This is a genomic window from Xanthomonas sp. NCPPB 2933, from assembly GCF_056725225.1.
Window position 1 is genome coordinate 1574047 of the sequence record NZ_CM161518.1, and the last position, 17987, is coordinate 1592033.

General features: G+C 62.7%; 13 protein-coding genes and 1 riboswitch. Of the genes, 4 read left to right on the forward strand and 9 right to left on the reverse strand.

Annotation, left to right across the window (positions count from 1 at the left end):
- Positions 1–204: 204 nt before the first annotated feature.
- Positions 205–2679, reverse strand: coding sequence for an acyl-CoA dehydrogenase (locus AC1PLU_RS06440; protein WP_115040654.1), 2475 nt, complete (start codon positions 2677–2679; stop codon positions 205–207).
- On the reverse strand, positions 2676–3599 hold the full coding sequence (locus tag AC1PLU_RS06445) for an alpha/beta fold hydrolase (protein WP_481108016.1): 924 nt from the start codon (positions 3597–3599) through the stop codon (positions 2676–2678). The genes AC1PLU_RS06440 and AC1PLU_RS06445 overlap by 4 nt, the downstream gene beginning before the upstream one ends.
- A 137-nt stretch (positions 3600–3736) precedes the next feature.
- Here AC1PLU_RS06445 and AC1PLU_RS06450 point away from each other — a divergent pair, with 137 nt between their 5' ends.
- A complete protein-coding gene (locus AC1PLU_RS06450; protein WP_481094293.1) occupies positions 3737–4345 on the forward strand; it encodes a TetR/AcrR family transcriptional regulator in 609 nt (202 codons plus the stop codon).
- 107 nt (positions 4346–4452) lie between these two features.
- Here the strand turns inward: AC1PLU_RS06450 and AC1PLU_RS06455 are convergent, their stop codons facing one another.
- From AC1PLU_RS06455 to hslO, 3 genes are all read right to left on the reverse strand, one after another.
- On the reverse strand, positions 4453–7224 hold the full coding sequence (locus AC1PLU_RS06455; RefSeq protein ID WP_043889354.1) for a TonB-dependent receptor: 2772 nt from the start codon (positions 7222–7224) through the stop codon (positions 4453–4455).
- A 242-nt stretch (positions 7225–7466) separates the two neighbouring features.
- Entirely contained in the window at positions 7467–8306 is an 840-nt protein-coding gene (locus AC1PLU_RS06460) for an XOO1806 family protein (RefSeq protein WP_481108477.1), read from the reverse strand.
- Positions 8307–8459: 153 nt separating this feature from the next.
- Positions 8460–9350, reverse strand: a complete 891-nt coding sequence (hslO, locus tag AC1PLU_RS06465) for an Hsp33 family molecular chaperone HslO (protein WP_481094292.1) — start codon at positions 9348–9350, stop codon at positions 8460–8462.
- 74 nt (positions 9351–9424) lie between these two features.
- On the opposite strand from hslO, the gene mtgA reads away from it, so the two are divergent.
- From mtgA to AC1PLU_RS06480, 3 genes are read left to right on the forward strand one after another with little or no spacing between them, the layout of a single operon-like run.
- Entirely contained in the window at positions 9425–10165 is a 741-nt protein-coding gene (gene mtgA / locus AC1PLU_RS06470; RefSeq protein WP_481094291.1) for a monofunctional biosynthetic peptidoglycan transglycosylase, read from the forward strand.
- 2 nt (positions 10166–10167) lie between these two features.
- Positions 10168–11214 (forward strand): glycosyltransferase family 2 protein, encoded by a 1047-nt coding sequence (locus tag AC1PLU_RS06475; protein WP_481094290.1) that lies wholly within the window; start codon positions 10168–10170, stop codon positions 11212–11214.
- Positions 11174–11602: a CBS domain-containing protein gene (locus AC1PLU_RS06480; protein WP_104549838.1), complete on the forward strand. Its 429-nt coding sequence runs from the start codon at positions 11174–11176 to the stop codon at positions 11600–11602. The genes AC1PLU_RS06475 and AC1PLU_RS06480 overlap by 41 nt, the downstream gene beginning before the upstream one ends.
- A 671-nt stretch (positions 11603–12273) precedes the next feature.
- Here the strand turns inward: AC1PLU_RS06480 and AC1PLU_RS06485 are convergent.
- The 4 genes from AC1PLU_RS06485 to AC1PLU_RS06500 all read right to left on the reverse strand — a co-directional run bounded on the left by AC1PLU_RS06485 (position 12274) and on the right by AC1PLU_RS06500 (position 17677).
- Positions 12274–14238 (reverse strand): AsmA family protein, encoded by a 1965-nt coding sequence (locus tag AC1PLU_RS06485; protein WP_481094384.1) that lies wholly within the window; start codon positions 14236–14238, stop codon positions 12274–12276.
- Positions 14239–14305: 67 nt separating this feature from the next.
- Positions 14306–14950 (reverse strand): PAQR family membrane homeostasis protein TrhA, encoded by a 645-nt coding sequence (gene trhA / locus AC1PLU_RS06490; protein ID WP_023904694.1) that lies wholly within the window; start codon positions 14948–14950, stop codon positions 14306–14308.
- A gap of 75 nt (positions 14951–15025) precedes the next feature.
- Entirely contained in the window at positions 15026–16630 is a 1605-nt protein-coding gene (locus tag AC1PLU_RS06495; RefSeq protein WP_115040646.1) for a peptide chain release factor 3, read from the reverse strand.
- 135 nt (positions 16631–16765) lie between these two features.
- Complete coding sequence (locus AC1PLU_RS06500; RefSeq protein ID WP_481094289.1) at positions 16766–17677, reverse strand: M23 family metallopeptidase; 912 nt, start codon at positions 17675–17677, stop codon at positions 16766–16768.
- Positions 17678–17806: 129 nt separating this feature from the next.
- A riboswitch (SAM riboswitch) is annotated at positions 17807–17927 on the forward strand.
- The last annotated feature ends 60 nt before the right edge of the window (positions 17928–17987 follow it).

Sequence of the window (17987 nt, forward strand, 5' to 3'; positions counted from 1 at the left end):
TTCTCGTAGGAGCGGGCTTGCCCGCGATGAAGCATTACCGGTAACGCTTCATCGCGGGCAAGCCCGCTCCTACGAAGGTGCAGCCGCTGGGAACTGGTCGACAGACCAAGGCTGCTGGCAGCGTATTCGCGAGCTAGCCGGTCTCCACAAACAACGACGGCGGGCCGAAGCCCGCCGTCGTCTACTGTCACCTTGGCCTGCGCCTTACGCCGCTTCGCGCGGCTGCTGTGCCTGCGGCTTGTCGTAGTAGCTGGCCGCACGCAACTCATGCGGATCGAAGTCGTCGACGGTGATGGTATCCATCATGATCGCGCGCAACTCTTCCAGCTGCTTGCGCTCGTCGATGGTGATCACGCCTTCGGCCACGGCCTCATCCAGCTGCGCGGGGAAATCCAGTGCCTCAATGCCCTTGGTCTTGAGCGCCTTGAGGAACTTGCGTTCCACCGGTTCGGCCAGCACGGCCTTGGCCAGGTAGCTGGCGATACGGCCGCCGGGATTGTTGGCACACGGGGTCAGGAACACGCCCTGGCCCAAGCGATCGCGTGCCTCGTTCGGCGTCATCAAAATCGACGCCACGCGGTGCCCCAGGCGGTCGCCCGGCGCTTCGGCACGACGGCCCAGCGGGAAGATCAGAACCCACATCAGCCAGCCAACTGGGCGGATCGGGAAGTTACGCAGCGCGGCCGACAGCGCGGTTTCGATCTTGTGCACGCTGTCGTGGAACGCCCACGCCAGCAGCGGCTGATCGGCTGCCGGTGCGCCTTCGTCGTGATAGCGCTTGAGCATCGCGCTAGTCAGGTAGATGTGGCTCAGCACATCGCCCAGGCGACCGGACAGCGATTCCTTGAACTTGAGCTTGCCGCCCAGCATCAGCATCGACACGTCGGCCATCAGCGCCAGGTTGGCGGAATAGCGATCCAGCTTGCGGAAGAACCGACGCGTATACGCATCGCCCGGTGCAGCGCCGATACGTGCACCGGTCAGGCCGAACCAGAACGAGCGCACCGCATTGGAGATGCCGAAGCGGATGTGACCGAACAGGCTCTGATCGAAGTCTTCCAGACCGCGACGCGTATCCGGATCCTGCGCCGCCTTCATTTCCTTCATCACCCACGGGTGGCACAGGATTGCGCCCTGGCCGAAGATCAGCAGGCTGCGGGTCATGATGTTGGCGCCTTCCACGGTCACGCCGATCGGCGCCGACTGCCAGGCACGGCCGGCGAAGTTGCGCGGCCCCAGGATGATGCCCTTGCCGCCGATCACATCCATCATGTCGCTGACTACTTCGCGGCCCATGGTGGTGCAGTGGTACTTGGCGATCGCCGACGGCACGGATGGCACATCGCCACGGTCCACCGCCGCCGCAGTAGCCTGCGACAGCGCACTGATCGCGTAGGCCTTGCCGCCGATCCGTGCGAGCGCTTCTTCCACACCCTCGAAGCGGCCGATCGACAGACCGAACTGCTTGCGGATGCGCGCATACGCACCGGTCACCACCGCTGCGTATTTGCCGCCGCCGCTGGCCGTGGAGGGCAGGGTGATCGAACGCCCCACCGCCAGACACTCGTTGAGCATGTTCCAGCCCTTGCCGACCATGTCAACGCCACCGATCAACTGGCTGAGCGGGATGAACACCTCATTGCCACGGATCGGGCCGTTCTGGAAAGTAGAATTCAGCGGGAAATGCCGGCGGCCGATTTCCACTCCCGGCGTCTCGCGCGGCAACAGCGCCAGGGTGATGCCGATGTCCTTGTTATCGCCGATCAAGCCTTCCGGGTCATACATGCGGAACGCCAGGCCGATCAGCGACGCCACCGGTGCCAGAGTGATGTAACGCTTGTCGAAGGTGAGCTTGACGCCAAGCACGTTGGCGCCATTCCACTCGCCCTTGCAGACGATGCCGTAGTCCGGGATCGAGGTCGCATCGGAGCCGGCGAACGGGCCGGTCAGACCGAAACACGGCACTTCGGCGCCGATGGCCAGACGCGGCAGGTAATAGTCCTTCTGTTCCGGCGTGCCGTAATGCAGCAGCAACTCGCCCGGCCCGAGCGAATTGGGCACACCGACGGTGGAGCTGACCACGCTGGAGATCGAGGAGAGCTTCTGGATCACCTTGTGGTGCGCCAGCGCGCTGAAGCCCAGGCCGCCGTATTGCTTCGGAATGATCATGCCGAAGAATTTCTGCTTCTTGATGTAGTCCCACAGCTCTGGCGGCAGATCGGCATGGACGTGGGTGATCTCCCAGTCGTTGACCATCTTGCACAGCTCTTCGACCGGACCATCCAGAAACGCCTGCTCTTCGGCGGTCAGCTGCGGCTTGGGGTAGTTGAGCAGCTTCTGCCAATCCGGATCGCCGGTGAACAGCTCGCCTTCGAAGCCCACCGAGCCGGTTTCCAGCGCAATGCGCTCGGTCTGCGACAGCGGCGGCAGCACCTTGCGGAAGAAGCCCATCAGCGGCGTGGTCAGCAGCGGCTTGCGCAGGAACGGCAACAGCACCGGTGCCGACACCAGCACGACCAGCACGGCAGCGACGATGGTTGCGGTGAGATTGGCACCCAGCAACCAGCAGGCTACCAGCACACAGGCGCTCAGCGCGACCCACGTGGCAAGGCGCATGCGGTGGTAGGCAGCGATGCCCGCCGCCAGGATGACGAGGAGGAACGGTGCAACGATGCTCATGGTCTTGCTCCAGTGACATGCTCGGTAATGTTGGACGCTGCGATGGTGCCAACCGAGGGCAGTGCATCCAGATAATGCAACACGGTGGCGGTAAAGGTGGTGTTGTCGTCGCCGGCCAGCATGTGCGTGGCATCGGGCAACTGCACGTGCTGCGCATGCGGTGCGATCGACAGGAATTCGCTGATGGTGCCCGGCGTGACCAGATCGCTGCGCCCGCCGCTGATCAGCAGCATCGGGCAACGCACCTGGGACGCGGCGTCCAGCAATGCCTGCTGCTGCGTATGCGGATCCTGCCCCGCCAGTTCGTCGACCAGGCGCGGGTCCCAATGCCAGTGCCAACGCCCGTCGGCACGCTGCCGCAACAAGGCCTGCAACTGGTCTGCGGTCTTGCGCGGACGATGCGGCAAATATGCGGCAATCGCGTCTGCCGCGGCATCCAGCGATGCGAATCCGCCGGGATGCGCAGTCATGAACCTCAGGATGCGCTCCACGCCCCGCGTGTCCCAGCGTGGTGTGATGTCGACCAGCACGATCGCCCGAAACAAACCCGGCCAGCGCGCCTCTGCCAGCAGACCAAACAGCCCACCCATCGACGCGGCGACCAGCACCGGCGGCTCGGATTGCTCACCGGCGAGCACGATCAGATCGTCGGTGAATTGCGTGGCCGAGTAGGGCACCTCAGCATCGTTGACGCTGGAATCGCCATGCCCGCGTGCGTCGTATGACAGCGCCCGGTAGCCGGCTTCCGCCAAGGCGGTGGCCGTGCCTTCCCATGCGTATCGTGTCTGGCCGAATCCATGCGCGAACAGCACGGTCGGTGCGCGTTCTGCGCCCTGCGCCGACACCGCAAGCAACGTCTCACCAATACGGATGTTGGTGACAGACGTAATGCAGGCGAGGCTAGAGGAAGAGGTGACCATACCTAATGGTATGGATCTAGTGCGCTCACTGTCAATACTCAGTGGTATGGATGGTTAAGCCATTGAATCATGGCGGTTGTGCCTGCATTTCATGATGCATACTGCAACTGACTCTAGCGTATGGTTAAATCGTCACAATGAACGACATCACCGATTCCAGCCCCACCACGCCCCGCGCCAGTTCCGGTCGCGGTCAGCGCCTCAGCGCAGACGATTGGGCACAGGCCGCGCTGGACCTGATCGCCGAACAAGGTGTCGGTGCAGTCGCCGTAGAACCACTGGCGCGTCGACTCGGCGTCACCAAGGGCAGCTTCTACTGGCACTTTCCCTCGCGTGATGCGCTGCTGCAGGCAGCCCTCGAACGCTGGGAGATCTTCGAACAAAAAGAAGTGTTCGGCAGCCTGGAAGACGTCCCGGATCCCAGTGCACGCTTACGCGCGCTGTTCCAACTGGTCGCGCACGAAGTCAAACCGCATGTCATCTACAGCGAACTGCTCAAGGCACTCGACCACCCGGCCGTGCGCCCGGTTATCGACCGCGTCTCGCAACGCCGCCTCGACTACCTGATCGCCTCGTTCCGCCAGGCCGGCCTCACTCGCACCGACGCCCAACACCGCGCCCGCCTGGCCTATGCCGCCTATGTCGGCTTCCTGCAGCTGTCGCTGCAACTACAGCAACCCAAGCAGGCCCGCGAAGACTTCGAAGCCTATGTCGAGCATGTGATTCAGACGTTGATTCCCGGGTGAGCTAAACAGTAGATAGCGAGTTGCTCGCTTCTTGAAGCCCAGACATGACTACGGCCCCGATTGGGGCCGTAGTTACTTTATGCAGCTGGTTTTATCAGCTGTTTCGATCAGAAGCGCTGACGGTACTGCATGTACATATAGCGGCCCGGCACGTCGTACTGCGGGTCGAACCTGTTGGCCGACGTGCTGTACGAAACCGGCGGATCCTTGTCGAACGCGTTGTTTAAGCCAAGCGATACGGTCGCATTCCAAGGCGTGCTGTAACGGAACTGGATGTCGTGATACGTCGTCGCGCCAATGTGGTTGCGCGGTTCAGCACCATCGGCCGTGACACGATCAGGATCGGAGCAGTAAGCCTGCGCCAATGCCGCTGACAAGGGGCAGGACTCCGCCATACCGGACTTGTAACGCAGGCCCCAGTTGATACCGAAGTCACCCAACGACCAGTCGACATACAGGTTGGAACGGATGCGCCAGTAAGGATCCTGGTTCAGGTAACGACCCTGGAACTGTTCGAGTTCGGAATCGGCAGTTGCCTTGGTTTCCCAGCTCGACAGATAAGTCGAATCCCAGCTGATGGTGAACTGGCCGAATGCCGTTTCCGGCAAGCGGTAATTGATGGCCAGATCCCAACCTTCCACCTTGTACGACGACAAATTCAACAGTGGCATGTTGATGTTGGTGACGGTGTAAGCGCCATCGGCATAGTTCGGGTCGCGCGTGATGAGCGCGCAGTACTCGGCCTGCTCACCCGCACTGCCGCCATAGCACTTGTCCAGGATGAACTGGGATTCCGGACGTGTGATCGCGTTTTCGATCTCGATCTGCCACCAATCCAGGCTCACATTCAGGCCTTGCGCGAAGCTCGGACTGAACACAAAGCCCAGCGTGCGGCTGGTCGAAGTTTCAGGCTGCAGCTGATCGTTGGAGGTCCAGGTGAACGGCTCAAGGGTCTGCTTGGCACCATTGCCTGCACCAGGCTGCACGAAGTTCGCAGGCACGCCTGCCGCTGCACAGTTCTGCGCCACCACCGGGTTGCTCAGCTGGCCGGACTGGCTCGAGCACGGATCGGCGTAGGTCTCGAACGAATCGGAATTGCCTGCGAACAGATTGTTGATGCTCGGGGCACGGAAGCCTTCGCTGTAGTTACCGCGGATCATCAAGTCCTGAATCGGCTTCCAGCGGAAGCCGAACTTGTTGTTCACGGTATCGCCGAAGTTGCTGTAGTCCGAGTAGCGGGTCGCCAGGCTGAAGTCCAGCAACTGTGCACCCGGCAGATCGGCCAGAACCGGAACCGACAGTTCGAGGTAGAACTCGTCGAGGCTGTAGGAGCCGGCCGTCGGGCGCGCGCCATTGCCCGTACTCAGGCCTGCGGCAATGAAGGCGTCCGGATCGAACTGGCCACTTTCCTTACGGTATTCGTAGCCAGCAGCGAAGGCCAGCGGGCCTGCCGGCAGGTCTACGATATCGCCGCTGATGTTTGCGGTATAACCCTTCGATTCGACCATCGACGAATCATGCGCAGTGAAACTGGTGTAATCCAGCGCATCCTGAGTGATCGAGCCGCGGGGTCCCAGTGGATTGACCGGCACGCAGCCCGGAATCACGTCGCCGCCCGGACCGGAAACGCAGACCGGCACGCCATTGCGCAGCTCAGACGGCCCGTAGGCATTGTTTAGATTGGACAGGTTGAACAAGCCATAGGTCAGGACATTTTCATCCGACTTGTCGTAGCGATAGCCCACGTCCCAGTCGAAGCTGCGATCGGCAAATTCAAAGAAGCCTTCAAGGCCACCATAGAAGTGCCAGTTCTTCACATTCTGATTGAAAGAGCGGCCACCGGACTCGATGAAGCGACGATTGACGCCGGTCAGATCCTGACCAAACGGGTTGTAAAGACTATCTGCACTGAGCGTCAGGCCAGTGATTGGCATTGCTGCGAGCAGCTGCTCAGACTTGCGCTCGTTGTACATCGCCTCGGTGCGGAACGTCACGTTGTCGGTGAAGTTGAAGCTACCTTGGGCAAACAGCGAGGTGCGCTCCTGCGGAGTGAGCAGATAGTTGTCCGGTGCAGTGTTGTAACCGTGAACATTGGCAACGTACGGAGTTTCGACGCCATTGATCAGAATGTTGCGTGAGCCATTCCGGATATACGAACCCGGGAAGCCGGTGCCGCTCTGGCCGCTGAAGAACGGCGGGCCGCCGGCAGAGATCTCCCGATCGCCCGCCATCACCGACTCTTCCTGGACATAGGAAGCGCCGATCAACAGGCTTGCGCGATCGGTGGTGGTGCCGATGGTGAAGTCGTATGCCTGACGCTGGCCGTCGCCATCGCTGTACTGACCGACGTTGACGCCAGCTTCGGCGCCGTCGAAGTTCTTGCGGGTAATGATATTCACCACGCCGGCAATGGCGTCGGAACCGTAAATCGTGGAAGCGCCATCCTTCAGGATGTCAATGCGCTCGACCATCGCAGTCGGAATGGTGTTGAGGTCGACGCTGCCGTCCAGGCCGGTGGTCCAGCGGCGGCCGTTGACTAATACCAGCGTACGCGCGCTGCCCAGGTTACGCAGCGCAATGCCGGAACTGCCGTCGCCGCCGTTGTTGAAGGTGCGATTCAGGGCTGCGCCGTTGGCCGCGACACGCTGCAGCACATCTGCAACAGAGGTGACGCCCTGCTTATCGATGTCCTGGCGAGTCAACGTCAGAACCGGCTGCGAGGTTTCAACGTCTGCGCTCTTGATGCGCGAACCGGTCACTTCGATCTTGTCGAGGTTGGTGGTGCCGGCTTCCTGCGCGACGGCGGTACCGGTACCGGCCACGCCCACGACAAGCGCGAGGACAACTGCATCGCGCAGCTTGTTGGACTTGCAATTCATTAGCTCTCTCTCCAAGTGATCTTGGGTACTGCCAAGGGTTGTTTGCCTGTCGGGGGTTCCGAAAGAAGCGGATCCAAAACGTCAGGGTGAACCGATGGTATATGCGTTGCGCGAAGAATTAAAGTCCCGTTAACGAAAAAGAAGAAAGACGTGAAACGGAGATGCGCGGCAACATCCAGAACGAAAAACGCCACCGGCTACTAACCGGTGGCGTTCTGGGAAAGTACTTTTGAATCAGTAGCTTACAGGTCTTGTTCGTACCGAACGTACGGAATCGTGCCGTCGTTATTGCTTTCGTTGTTCGGGGCAAAGGGGTTCTTGCCGCGGGAGATGACATTTTCCGCGCCGACTGTCAACTGTCCGCTCCACGGGGTGCGCCAGGTCAGACCGAGGCCCAGGCCTTCCCATTTTTCCGGCTGGCCGGGAACGTCGACCACGCGGCCGATGACGTTGGCGCTGAAGGCACCATAGCCGCCGCCGACGCTAAGGGTCTTGGTGTCCCACTGGTCTGCGATGGCCCGGGAGACGTCTGCCAAGGGCACCAGCCGCGCGCGGGCATAGGTGCCGCCGATCGAGACGAAGCCTTCGCGGCCGATGTTCTTCTGGCCGAACACGGTCAGGTCGTTCTGTTCGACGCGGGTCAGCGGTGCCTTGCCGGCGCCGATCAGCCAGGCGGGCAAGGTGTCGCGGCCGGTGCCGGCGGTGACGCCAGCGCGGGCGCCAGCACGATTGAAACCCAGCGTGGCCGAGACCCGGCGCGATGCGGCAGCGCTGTCGTCTTCTTCGTCACCGATTCCGGCAAGCAGGCAATGGCTGGCCAGACCATTGATGTTGGTGCCGCGGCTGCTGTTGCAGATCAGGCCCAGCGAGTCGCCGGAGGTCAGGCCGAAGGCCGCATCCAGCGAATTGCGGCCGAAATGCCAGCGTGCGCCTGCCTTCTGCTCGCCGGTCGGCTCCAGATATAGAAAGGCTTCCACCTTGCCGCTGCCCTTGTTCCACACCGGCAGGATGGTGCTTTCGCGCAGCTGCTGGGAGGCGGCCGACTGCGCGTGCACACCCGTGGCTGCCGCAAGGGCAACCAGCAAAGCAAGCGGAAGGCGCAGGAGGTGTCGCATACCAGAGTTCAGACCCAGGAGGAGTTGTTAAGTTCCCGAGAGCGGGCGACGAGAATGCTAGGGTGTTTATGATTATTTAACAAGTGGGTGCGTTCCCCAGAAAGCACCCGTCAAACCTTTCTACTGCAACCTTTCCGGCGCTTCCAGCGAAGGTTGCGCTGCGCTGAAAAGTACGTCGAGGGCGGTCAACGGAAAGTGATACTCACGCCCGCAGAATTCGCAGCGCACCTCGACTTCGCCAGTCGCCTCCGCCGCTGCGCGGGCTTCTTCTTCGCCCAGGGACTGCAGCATCGAAGCGACCCGCTCGCGCGAGCAGGAGCAGCCGAAGCTGAGCGGCTTGTCGCCGAGCAACTGCGGCTCCTCTTCGTGGAACAGGCGGTGCAGCAGGTCTTCGCCAGCCACCGACAGCAGTTCCGGGGCACCCAGGGTGTCGAACAACGCGCCGATGCGGGTCCAGCCGTCGTTGTCGCCCTCGTCGCCGGGCAGTTTCTGCAGCAACAGGCCGGCCGCCTGGTCCGGGCCTGCGGCCAGCAACAGGCGGGTCGGCAACTGTTCGGACTGGTGGAAGTAGGTCTCGAAGGCTTCGGCCAGATCCGGGGCCTGCATGCCGACCAGGCTCTGGTAGCGCTGCGGTTCGCGCGGGTCCAGGCCGGGATTTTCGATGGTGATCGCGAGTAGTGCGGCCTCGCCCAGTTCGCGCAGGTCGGTGGGTGCATCGGCGCCATCGGCCAGTTGCACGATGCCGCGCAAGGTACCGGCCGCGGTGCATTCGGCGAACAAGGTGCGCAGTGTTTCATTGCCGCGCAGCTGTACCGACAGACGTCCGTCGACCTTGGTATGGCCGGTGAACAATGCCGCAGCCACCGCCGCTTCGCCGAGCAACTGGCGGGCGGCCGGCGGGTACTCGGCTGCGCCCTGGATGTCGTGCCAGGCCTGGGTCAGGCGCACGTGGACGCCGCGCACGCCGGCGGCAGGCAGCAGGAAACGGGAAAGCTGATCGTGATCGGTCATGGGAACATCGGACGTAAGGGACGCTAGTTGCCGGATAATGCGGCAGGCATCGGGATGATAGGTCGTAGCAAACAATGGGGACGGATGCATTGGATGGCAAGCAGGTAGCGCCACCGCGGCGCGCTCGGCGCTGGCTGCGCTGGGTGTTGGCGGCACCGTTGTTGTTCGCCGCCGCGAGCGTGTTGCAGGTGCTGGTGCTGCGGGTGGTCGATCCGCCGATCAGCAGCATGATGGTGGGGCGCTATCTGGAAGCCTGGGGCGAAGGCGACTGGAATTTTTCGCTGCATCAGCAATGGCGCGACTACGACAAGATTGCTGCCAGCCTGCCGATTTCGGTGGTGGCTGCGGAGGATCAGCAGTTCCCGGTACATCACGGTTTCGATCTGCAGGCCATCGAGAAGGCGCGCGATCACAATGCGCGCGGTGGGCGCGTGCGTGGGGCGAGCACGATCAGTCAGCAGGTCGCCAAGAACGTGTTCCTGTGGCAGGGCCGCAGTTGGGTGCGCAAGGGCCTGGAGGCTTGGTACACGGTGCTGATCGAGCTGTTGTGGCCGAAGCAGCGCATTCTGGAGATGTATCTCAACGTGGCCGAATTCGGCGATGGGGTGTATGGCGCGCAGGCCGCTGCCCGGCAGTTCTGGGGCAAGGACGCGGCAGGGTTGTCGCCGACCGAATCGGCGCGTCTGGCTGCGGTGCTGCCCTCGCCACGTCGCTATGACGCACGGCGCCCCGGGGCCTATGTGCAGCGGCGCACGGCATGGATCCAGCGGCAGGCGCGCCAGTTGGGCGGTCCTGCGTATCTGCAGGCGCCATGAGCATGAGCGCGTTCGAAACAGCGCAACTGCCGGCTGCAGCAGATCGCCTCACGGTGGTAATTGCTGCCTACAACGAAGAAACCAGCATTCCTTTGCTGCATCCGCGTCTGTGCGCGGTGCTCGCGGGATTGAGCGGATTGCACACGCACGTGCTGTATGTCGACGATGGCAGCACCGATGGCACCTGGACTGTGTTGCAGGCACTTGCCGAGGCCGATGCGCAGGTGAGTGCGGTGCGGTTGTCGCGCAATTTCGGCAAGGAAGTGGCCATTTCTGCGGGGCTGGATCATGTGTTACCCGGCGCGGTGGTGCTGCTCGATGCCGATGGGCAGGACCCGCCGGAGTTGATCCCGGAGTTCGTTGCGCTGTGGCGCGCCGGTTACGACAACATCTTCGGCACGCGGATTTTTCGCGAGGGCGAGAGCTGGTTGAAGCGCAGTGCGGCGCATGCGTTCTATCGGGTGATCCGGCAGTTGTCGCGCACGCCGATTCCGGCCGATACGGGGGATTTCCGGTTGTTGTCGCCGCGTGTGGTGCAGGCCTTGCAGCAGCTGCGCGAGCGCCACCGTTTCATGAAAGGCCTGTTCGGCTGGGTCGGGTTTCGTCAGGTGGCATTGCCGTACCGGCGTGCGCCGCGGCTGTCGGGGCGCAGCAAGTTCACGGTGTGGCGGTTGTGGAATTTCGCGCTGGATGGCATCACCAGTTTTTCCACGGTGCCGTTGCGCGCGGCGACCTATCTCGGTTTGCTGACCGCACTGGTGGCGTTCCTGTTCGGTGGCTGGGTGGTGATCAAGGCGGCCTTGCTGGGCGACCCGGTGGCGGGTTGGCCGACCATGATGTCGGTGATCCTGTTTCTGGGCGGGATCCAGCTGATTGCGTTGGGCTTGATCGGTGAATACCTGGGCCGGCTGTATGACGAGGCCAAGCAGCGCCCGCTGTATCTGGTCGATACCCACTGCGGCGCGGTGGGAGTAGTCTGCGATCACCAGACCAAGCGCGGAGCGGGCCATGCAGACCGTACGACAGCTGTTGGGGACCAAACAGGTTGAGGTGTTTGCGGTTGCGGCCGACGCCGCAGTGATCGAGGCGATCCGCTTGATGGCCGAGAAGGGCATCGGTGCGGTGTTGGTGATGGACGGGCCGCGCCTGATTGGCATCGTCTCCGAGCGCGATTACGCGCGCAAAGTGGTATTGCGCGATCGGGCCTCATCGACCACCAGCGTTGCCGAGATCATGAGCAACGAAGTGGTGACAGTATCGCCATCGGACACGGTAGACCGTTGCATGCAATTGATGACCGATGGACGCTTCCGGCATCTGCCGGTGGTCGAAAACGGCCGCGTGCACGGGGTGATTTCCATCGGCGATCTGGTCAAGGCAGTGATCGAGAACCAGCAGCGCGATATCGATCAGTTGCAGCGTTATATCGCCAGCTAACGCCGCGCTGGCTGAAGCCTTGCAGCCAAGAGTGGCTACAAATTTACTGCGCCCACCGTTAGGTTGGTGCGGCCGACTTTTTGGTTAAACACGACCACATTGCGAGGTGCGATGTTCTCAGCGCTTGCGGTACCTTGTGGCGGCATGAATGCCTTTACGGAGCTCCATGGATGGATGCATCGGGTGTTCCGGAAGCGGTGAGAGCATCACGCCCGCAATCCGCTTGGTTTGGGAACATTTATCGGTTTGGGAGCATTCAAACTGCGCTGAAGCTCTCGTCCGGCTTGCTAGGGGAATGAACGGTGCGGATGGCTCGGTTTTAGAGCGGATGATCTGCGGCTTGGCTGCAGGGCCCTTGCCCGCCCACCCTCGCGGGACACGCCGCAAGTACGTCCGTGTAGGCTCTTACGCGGCATCCATGCCGCGTAAGGTCCCGCGACGGTGGGCGGGCAAGGACCAGTCGAGATGGTCGGTGTGCGGCGTGGTCGAATAGTGCACGCCGCGCGTGCGACCGATGATGGTGCGGTCTGATCAGCTCAGTTCGATTCGACCGACGTCACTGCTATTTCCGATACTTCACTCGTCAGCGAAGGCGAGTGCGGCGAAGATTCTGCCGCACTGCATACAGCGCTCGAGCTGTTTTGTTAGCCACTTCAAGTCGCGCAGTTGGGCTACTTTGCGAACTTGCCGCCGCAGTCGCTGTCCTTGCCGGGGCCCGGTTCGAAGGTCGCGAGCAATGCTGCGGGCGGGGCGATCATGCCCAGGCCGACGGCAAGCGCGCCGCGCAGTCCCAATGCTTTGAAGTCCGGCCGGAAGCTGGGGTCTTTGAAGGTGCCGCCGATTCGCAGCGGCGAGCGCAGGCTCAGGATACTGCGGTCCTTCGGACGTGGACGAAGCAGCAGATCCAGCGTTTCGTCTTTGAGGCTGATGCTGCCTTCGCCAATGATGATGGTGTCGGTGCTATCGAAGGCCAGGGCGCGCGATTGCATCAGGCCGTCTTGCACACCGAAGTCGCCGAAAATGCAGCGCACCGGAATCTGACGATCCTTGGTGAACAGATATTTGAGCGACTCGGCAATGTCCAGGCCAGCCAGCTCCATGATCAGATTGCCCACATGACCACGGCCCATGCCAACGCCGATCGTGCCATCGGCGGTGCCGAGCATCGCGGCGATCGAGTTGCCGCGACCACGCAGATCGAATTCGCCACCGATGGCGCCCGAGGCTTGTTTTGCGAGCGCGGTGTCGGGGAATAGCTGATCCAGCCGAATCCCGCGAAGGCCGGCCTTGAGTTGCGTGGTGATCACTTCGTTGCGCGCATCCATGCGGATGGTGGAGCGGATATCGCCGCCGGCAACGCCGAAGTTGAGCGGATCTAGTTGCAACAGGCCGTCCTTCAACGTCAGCGAGGCATCCATGTCGTCCAGCGGCCACGATGGTGCGTTGATGCGCTGTGCGCGCCAACGCACCTGCGCATCCATCGCGCGCAGTTTGGACAAGTCATAGGGCGTGCTGGGCAACACACGCGCACTGGCGGCAAGTTGTGCAGCCTGTTTTTTCTGTTCGTCATTTGCCGATTCATTCGTGCCGGTCTTCGGTGGCGCACCGATGAAGCCGGCCAGATCGTCGAAATCCAGACGTTTCGACGCCAGATCTGCGCGCAGGAACGGACGCTTGTTGCGTAGATCCACTTCGGCAGTGCCGGCAAGATCGCTGTCGCCAGCGGTGCCGGTAAACTTTTCGTAGCGCCAGATCTCGCCGTTGCGGCGCAGATGTCCGTCGAGTTTGTACGGCGGCGTCGACGGCATGGCCACGCCGGTCAAGGGATACAGGTCCTGCATGTCCTGCCCACTGAGCGCCATCTGCAGATCGAAGACCTGGAACTGGAAGGGATTCGTCAGCGTGCCGCGGACGTGCGTACGGGTGGCGCCAGCGCTGCCGCGTAGATCGATGCGGAAGGGATGCTCGCTCTGGCTCAGCTCCAGCGGCGACGCGGTGTCGCCCTTGAGCGTGAAGGGGTAGCCCTTCCAGCGGCCTTTGCCGTCGATGCCGATCGGCGCTGCACGCTGATCGCTGCTGGGCGGTGCGAGACTGTTGATCGCCACATCCACATCCGAGCGGTTGGCGGCATCGATATATTGCAGCCGCCCGTTATGGACCAGCAGGCGCCCAAGCCGTGGCAGCGTGCCGTCGCCATCGTCCTGATCGAACACCCAGTTGCCCGGATGCGTGTCGTCGCCCGCTTCCAGCAGTACTTTCGGGTGATCCAGGCGAATTTCCGGCAAGCGCACATTGCCGCGCAGCAATGGCCACAACTCGACATCGATCTCGGCCGAATTCAGTTCGGCCATCGGGCCGCGCTTGGACCACTGCGCATTGGCCAGGCTCAGTCGGTTGCCACGCACGGTGGTAGTGCGGCCCAGTTTCACATCCAGATAGCCCAGATGAAATTCGCGACCGGTCTTGGCACTGACCACGCGCTCGACCGGGCCACGTAGCCAGTTCCACTCGAACAGCAGCACGAAGATCACCACAAGCACGGCGGCGATGCCGAACCCGATCAACCAGCGTCGACGACGTGATGTGCGGGGAGGGGGCGTAGCAGAGGTGTTGGTCACAGTGTTCACGCGGGCCATGGTTGGCGATGCCTCGTGCACGGCGCGCGAACGCGCCATCAATCGTCCATCACAGCACCTGCGCAGATCACACCACTTGCGCGATCACCGCGACAAAGTGGCAAGCACTGCCGGCAAGCACGAACAGATGCCAGATCGCATGGAAATAGCGTTGGGTGTCGCGCTGATAGAAATACGTACCCAAGGTATAGAAGAGCCCGCCGGCCAGTAGCCAGCACAGCGACCAGGTATCGACCGAGCGTAACAGGGGCTGGATCGCGACCAGGATCAACCAGCCCATCGCCAGATACAGCACCGTGGACAGCAAGCGAAAGCGTCCGGTGAAAAACAGTTTGAAGATCACCCCGGCGGCGGCAATCGTCCAGATGGCGGCGAACAATCCCCAACCCCAGGAGTCGCGCAGATTGATCAGCGTAAACGGCGTATAGGTGCCGGCGATCAATAGATAGATCGCGCAGTGATCCAGTATCTGCAGCCGTGCTTTGGCACCGGGATGCGGTATGGCATGGAACAAGGTAGAGGCGACGTAGAGCAGCACCAGGGTGGCGCTGAAGACGATGGAAGTGGCCAGCTGCCAGCCGTCGCCATAAATGGCGGCCAGCGTGATCAGCACCGAACCGCCGGCCAATGCGGCAATTGCGCCCAGGCCGTGGGTCACGGCACTGGCTATCTCGTCGCGCAGGTCGGTCGAGGGGGAGGCGTCTGCGTTCATGCCAAAAATGTACCGTAACTGCGAGCAATTCGCATCGCCAGCAGTTGCATTTTCATGCGTCGGTTCAAGCAGCGGTCAATCGATCGCCTTGGCATGCGCATGCTCGCGCGTTGCGGAAAAGCGCACGTCTGGTGCGCGTTCCTGGGCCAGCTGCAGATTCACCCGGGTCGGTGCCAGATAGACCAGCTGGCCGGCCGCATCGATGCCCAGATTGCCGGCATTTTTCTCGCGGAACTCTTCCAGCTTCTTCGGGTTGTCGCAATGCACCCAGCGCGCGGTGGTGACGCCCACCGGTTCGAAGATCGCATCCACGCCGTACTCGTCCTTGAGCCGGTAGGCCACCACGTCGAACTGCAGCACGCCCACCGCACCAAGAATCAGGTCGTTGCTCATCAGCGGGCGGAAAAACTGCGTGGCGCCTTCTTCGGACAGCTGCGCCAGACCCTTTTGCAGCTGCTTGAGCTTGAGCGGGTCGCGCAGGCGCGCGCGGCGGAACAGCTCCGGTGCGAAGTTGGGGATGCCGGTAAACGACAGCGATTCGCCCTCGGTAAAGGTGTCGCCGATGGAGATGGTGCCGTGATTATGGATACCGATGACATCGCCCGGCCAGGCTTCGGCAGCGATCTCGCGATCGGAGGCCATAAAGGTCAGCGCGTTGGCCAGCTTCACATCCTTGCCGCTGCGCACGTGCAGCGTTTTCATGCCGGCGGTGAACTTGCCCGAGCACACGCGCATGAAGGCGACGCGGTCGCGATGCTGCGGGTCCATGTTGGCCTGGATCTTGAAGACGAAGCCGCTGAGCTTGGCTTCGGTGGCCTCGACGCGACGGCCGGTGGTGTCGCGTGCCTGCGGCGGCGGTGCGTGTTCGATGAAGAAATCGAGCAGCGGTTGCACGCCGAAGTTGTTGACGCCCGAACCGAAGAACACCGGGGTCTGCTTGCCAGCGCGATACGCCTGCAGATCGAATGGATTGCTGGCACCTTGCACCAGTTCGAGCTCGTCGCGCAGCTCGGCCAGCATCTGCGTGCCGATCTTTTCGACCAGACCAGGCGCATCCACCGACGGGAAGATGGTCGAATCCTGGCGGGTGAAGTTGCGGCCCTGTTCGTACAGGTGCACCTCGCCGGTGATCAGATGCACCACGCCCTTCAGGCGCTGGCCCATTCCGATCGGCCAGGTCACCGGCGCGCACTGGATGCCGAGCACGGTTTCGACTTCATCCAGCAGATCGATCGGGTTCTTGCCCTCGCGATCGAGCTTGTTGATGAAGGTCATGATCGGCGTGTCGCGCAGCCGGCAGACTTCCATCAATTTGATGGTGCGTTCTTCCACGCCCTTGGCCACGTCGATGACCATCAGCGCCGAGTCCACCGCGGTAAGCACCCGATAGGTGTCCTCGCCGAAGTCGGCGTGGCCGGGGGTGTCGAGCAGGTTGATCACCTTGCCCTCGTACGGGAACTGCATCACCGAGGAGGTCACCGAGATGCCGCGCTCCTTTTCCAGCGCCATCCAGTCCGAGGTGGCATGGCGGGCGGCCTTGCGGCCTTTCACCGAGCCGGCCATCTGGATCGCACCGCCGAACAGCAACAGCTTTTCGGTCAGCGTGGTCTTGCCCGCATCGGGGTGGGAAATGATGGCGAAGGTGCGGCGGCGCGCGGCTTCGTTGGAGACGTCGGACATGGGCTGAGCGCGCCCGGTCGGACGCCTGCGGAAACTGAGGAAGCCGGTGATTATAGCGGCTTCGCTCCGGCACGCCTTTCATGACCGGGTCGAGCCAGTTGGCTCTGGCGACGCCACCATCCTGGCGCCTGCGGGTCAGGGCGCCGGCGATGGAAACTGCAGCTCGCCTTGCGGGCCCATCATCCGGAACGGCAGTGAGATCAGCTGCATCCCGGCATTGTGCTGAAGCGCGAAATGCAGGTGCGGGGCGGTGCTGAAACCGGTGTTGCCCGCGCTGCCCAGCCGCTCGCCGGTAGCCACGACCTGGCCGGCGCGCACTGCCACGCCATCGGGAGCCAGGTGCGCGTACACCGCCATGCTGCCGTCGGCATGCAGCACCCGCACCAGGTTGCCGCCGCCGGCCGCCGGACCATGCGGGCCGTCTTCGGTGCTGTCGCGCTGCACCTGCATGACCACGCCCTCACGCGCTGCCAGCACCGGCGTGCCGTGCGGCAGCGCGAAGTCCACCGCATACCAGTTGGGCGCATCGGTATGGCTGAAGTGCCCACCGAAGCCCTGGTCTACCTGCACCGGCACATCGCGGAATGGGAGTTGGTAGCGTACGGGCTGGGCGCGTGCCTGTGGGGCGCCGGGCACGATGTCGAGCTTGAGTCCAAGCCCGCCCAGGGTGCGCTGGTTGCTGGCCGGATACAGCCGGGCGAGCAGGCGGCGTTCGTGCGCGGCCAGTTCTACCGTCAACGGTAACTGCGGCACGGCGCGGTAATCCTCGCTGGGCGGTGCGCTCAGTCGCACCTGCGCAGGTCCGGCCAGCGGGTTGCCGACCCAGGCCAAATAGACTGGCGCCTGCCATTCGAGCTGCAGCAATGGGGCTGTGTCGCCGGCGTCGAGTACAGACGGGGTTGCCGAAGTTCCAGGCCCGGTTGCCGCCGCAGCGCCGGGCCAGTGCCAGCGCTGCTGGGCGCTGGCAGGTGCAGCGCAGGGCAGCATCAGGGTCATCGAGACCGATGCAAAGACGCGCAGGGCGGCGCGAGACACCTGGTGGGGCACGCGATTGGCTCGAACGGGAAAGACCTCAAGTATGCGGCCCATCACAGGGGGCAGTGGTATCGGATGAAAATATATCTTTCTATCCGCATGAAGAGATTGACATCGCAAAAAGGCGGTGGCATCTTAGCCTCACCATCGAGACCGGCGGAGGGACAGGCCCTTTGATGCCGGGGCAGCCAGCGGAGCGCGCAAGCGCCCGCGTTTGGTGCCAAATCCTGCGGGGACCTGCGCGTCCGCCGAAAGATGGTTCGATTTGTGCCTTGTGCACGTCGAACGCGAGCTCCCGCGAAGCTCGATGGCCGATCCACCC

Bases quoted from the DNA above. Each gene is read 5' to 3' on its own strand.
- AC1PLU_RS06480 (WP_104549838.1), top strand. From the start codon at position 11,174: ATGCAGACCGTACGACAGCTGTTGGGGACCAAACAGGTTGAGGTGTTT.
- AC1PLU_RS06440 (WP_115040654.1), bottom strand. From the start codon at position 2,679: ATGAGCATCGTTGCACCGTTCCTCCTCGTCATCCTGGCGGCGGGCATC.
- AC1PLU_RS06485 (WP_481094384.1), bottom strand. From the start codon at position 14,238: ATGGCCCGCGTGAACACTGTGACCAACACCTCTGCTACGCCCCCTCCC.
- AC1PLU_RS06475 (WP_481094290.1), top strand. From the start codon at position 10,168: ATGAGCGCGTTCGAAACAGCGCAACTGCCGGCTGCAGCAGATCGCCTC.
- AC1PLU_RS06455 (WP_043889354.1), bottom strand. From the start codon at position 7,224: ATGAATTGCAAGTCCAACAAGCTGCGCGATGCAGTTGTCCTCGCGCTT.
- AC1PLU_RS06450 (WP_481094293.1), top strand. From the start codon at position 3,737: ATGAACGACATCACCGATTCCAGCCCCACCACGCCCCGCGCCAGTTCC.
- hslO (WP_481094292.1), bottom strand. From the start codon at position 9,350: ATGACCGATCACGATCAGCTTTCCCGTTTCCTGCTGCCTGCCGCCGGC.
- mtgA (WP_481094291.1), top strand. From the start codon at position 9,425: ATGGGGACGGATGCATTGGATGGCAAGCAGGTAGCGCCACCGCGGCGC.
- trhA (WP_023904694.1), bottom strand. From the start codon at position 14,950: ATGAACGCAGACGCCTCCCCCTCGACCGACCTGCGCGACGAGATAGCC.
- AC1PLU_RS06495 (WP_115040646.1), bottom strand. From the start codon at position 16,630: ATGTCCGACGTCTCCAACGAAGCCGCGCGCCGCCGCACCTTCGCCATC.
- AC1PLU_RS06445 (WP_481108016.1), bottom strand. From the start codon at position 3,599: ATGGTCACCTCTTCCTCTAGCCTCGCCTGCATTACGTCTGTCACCAAC.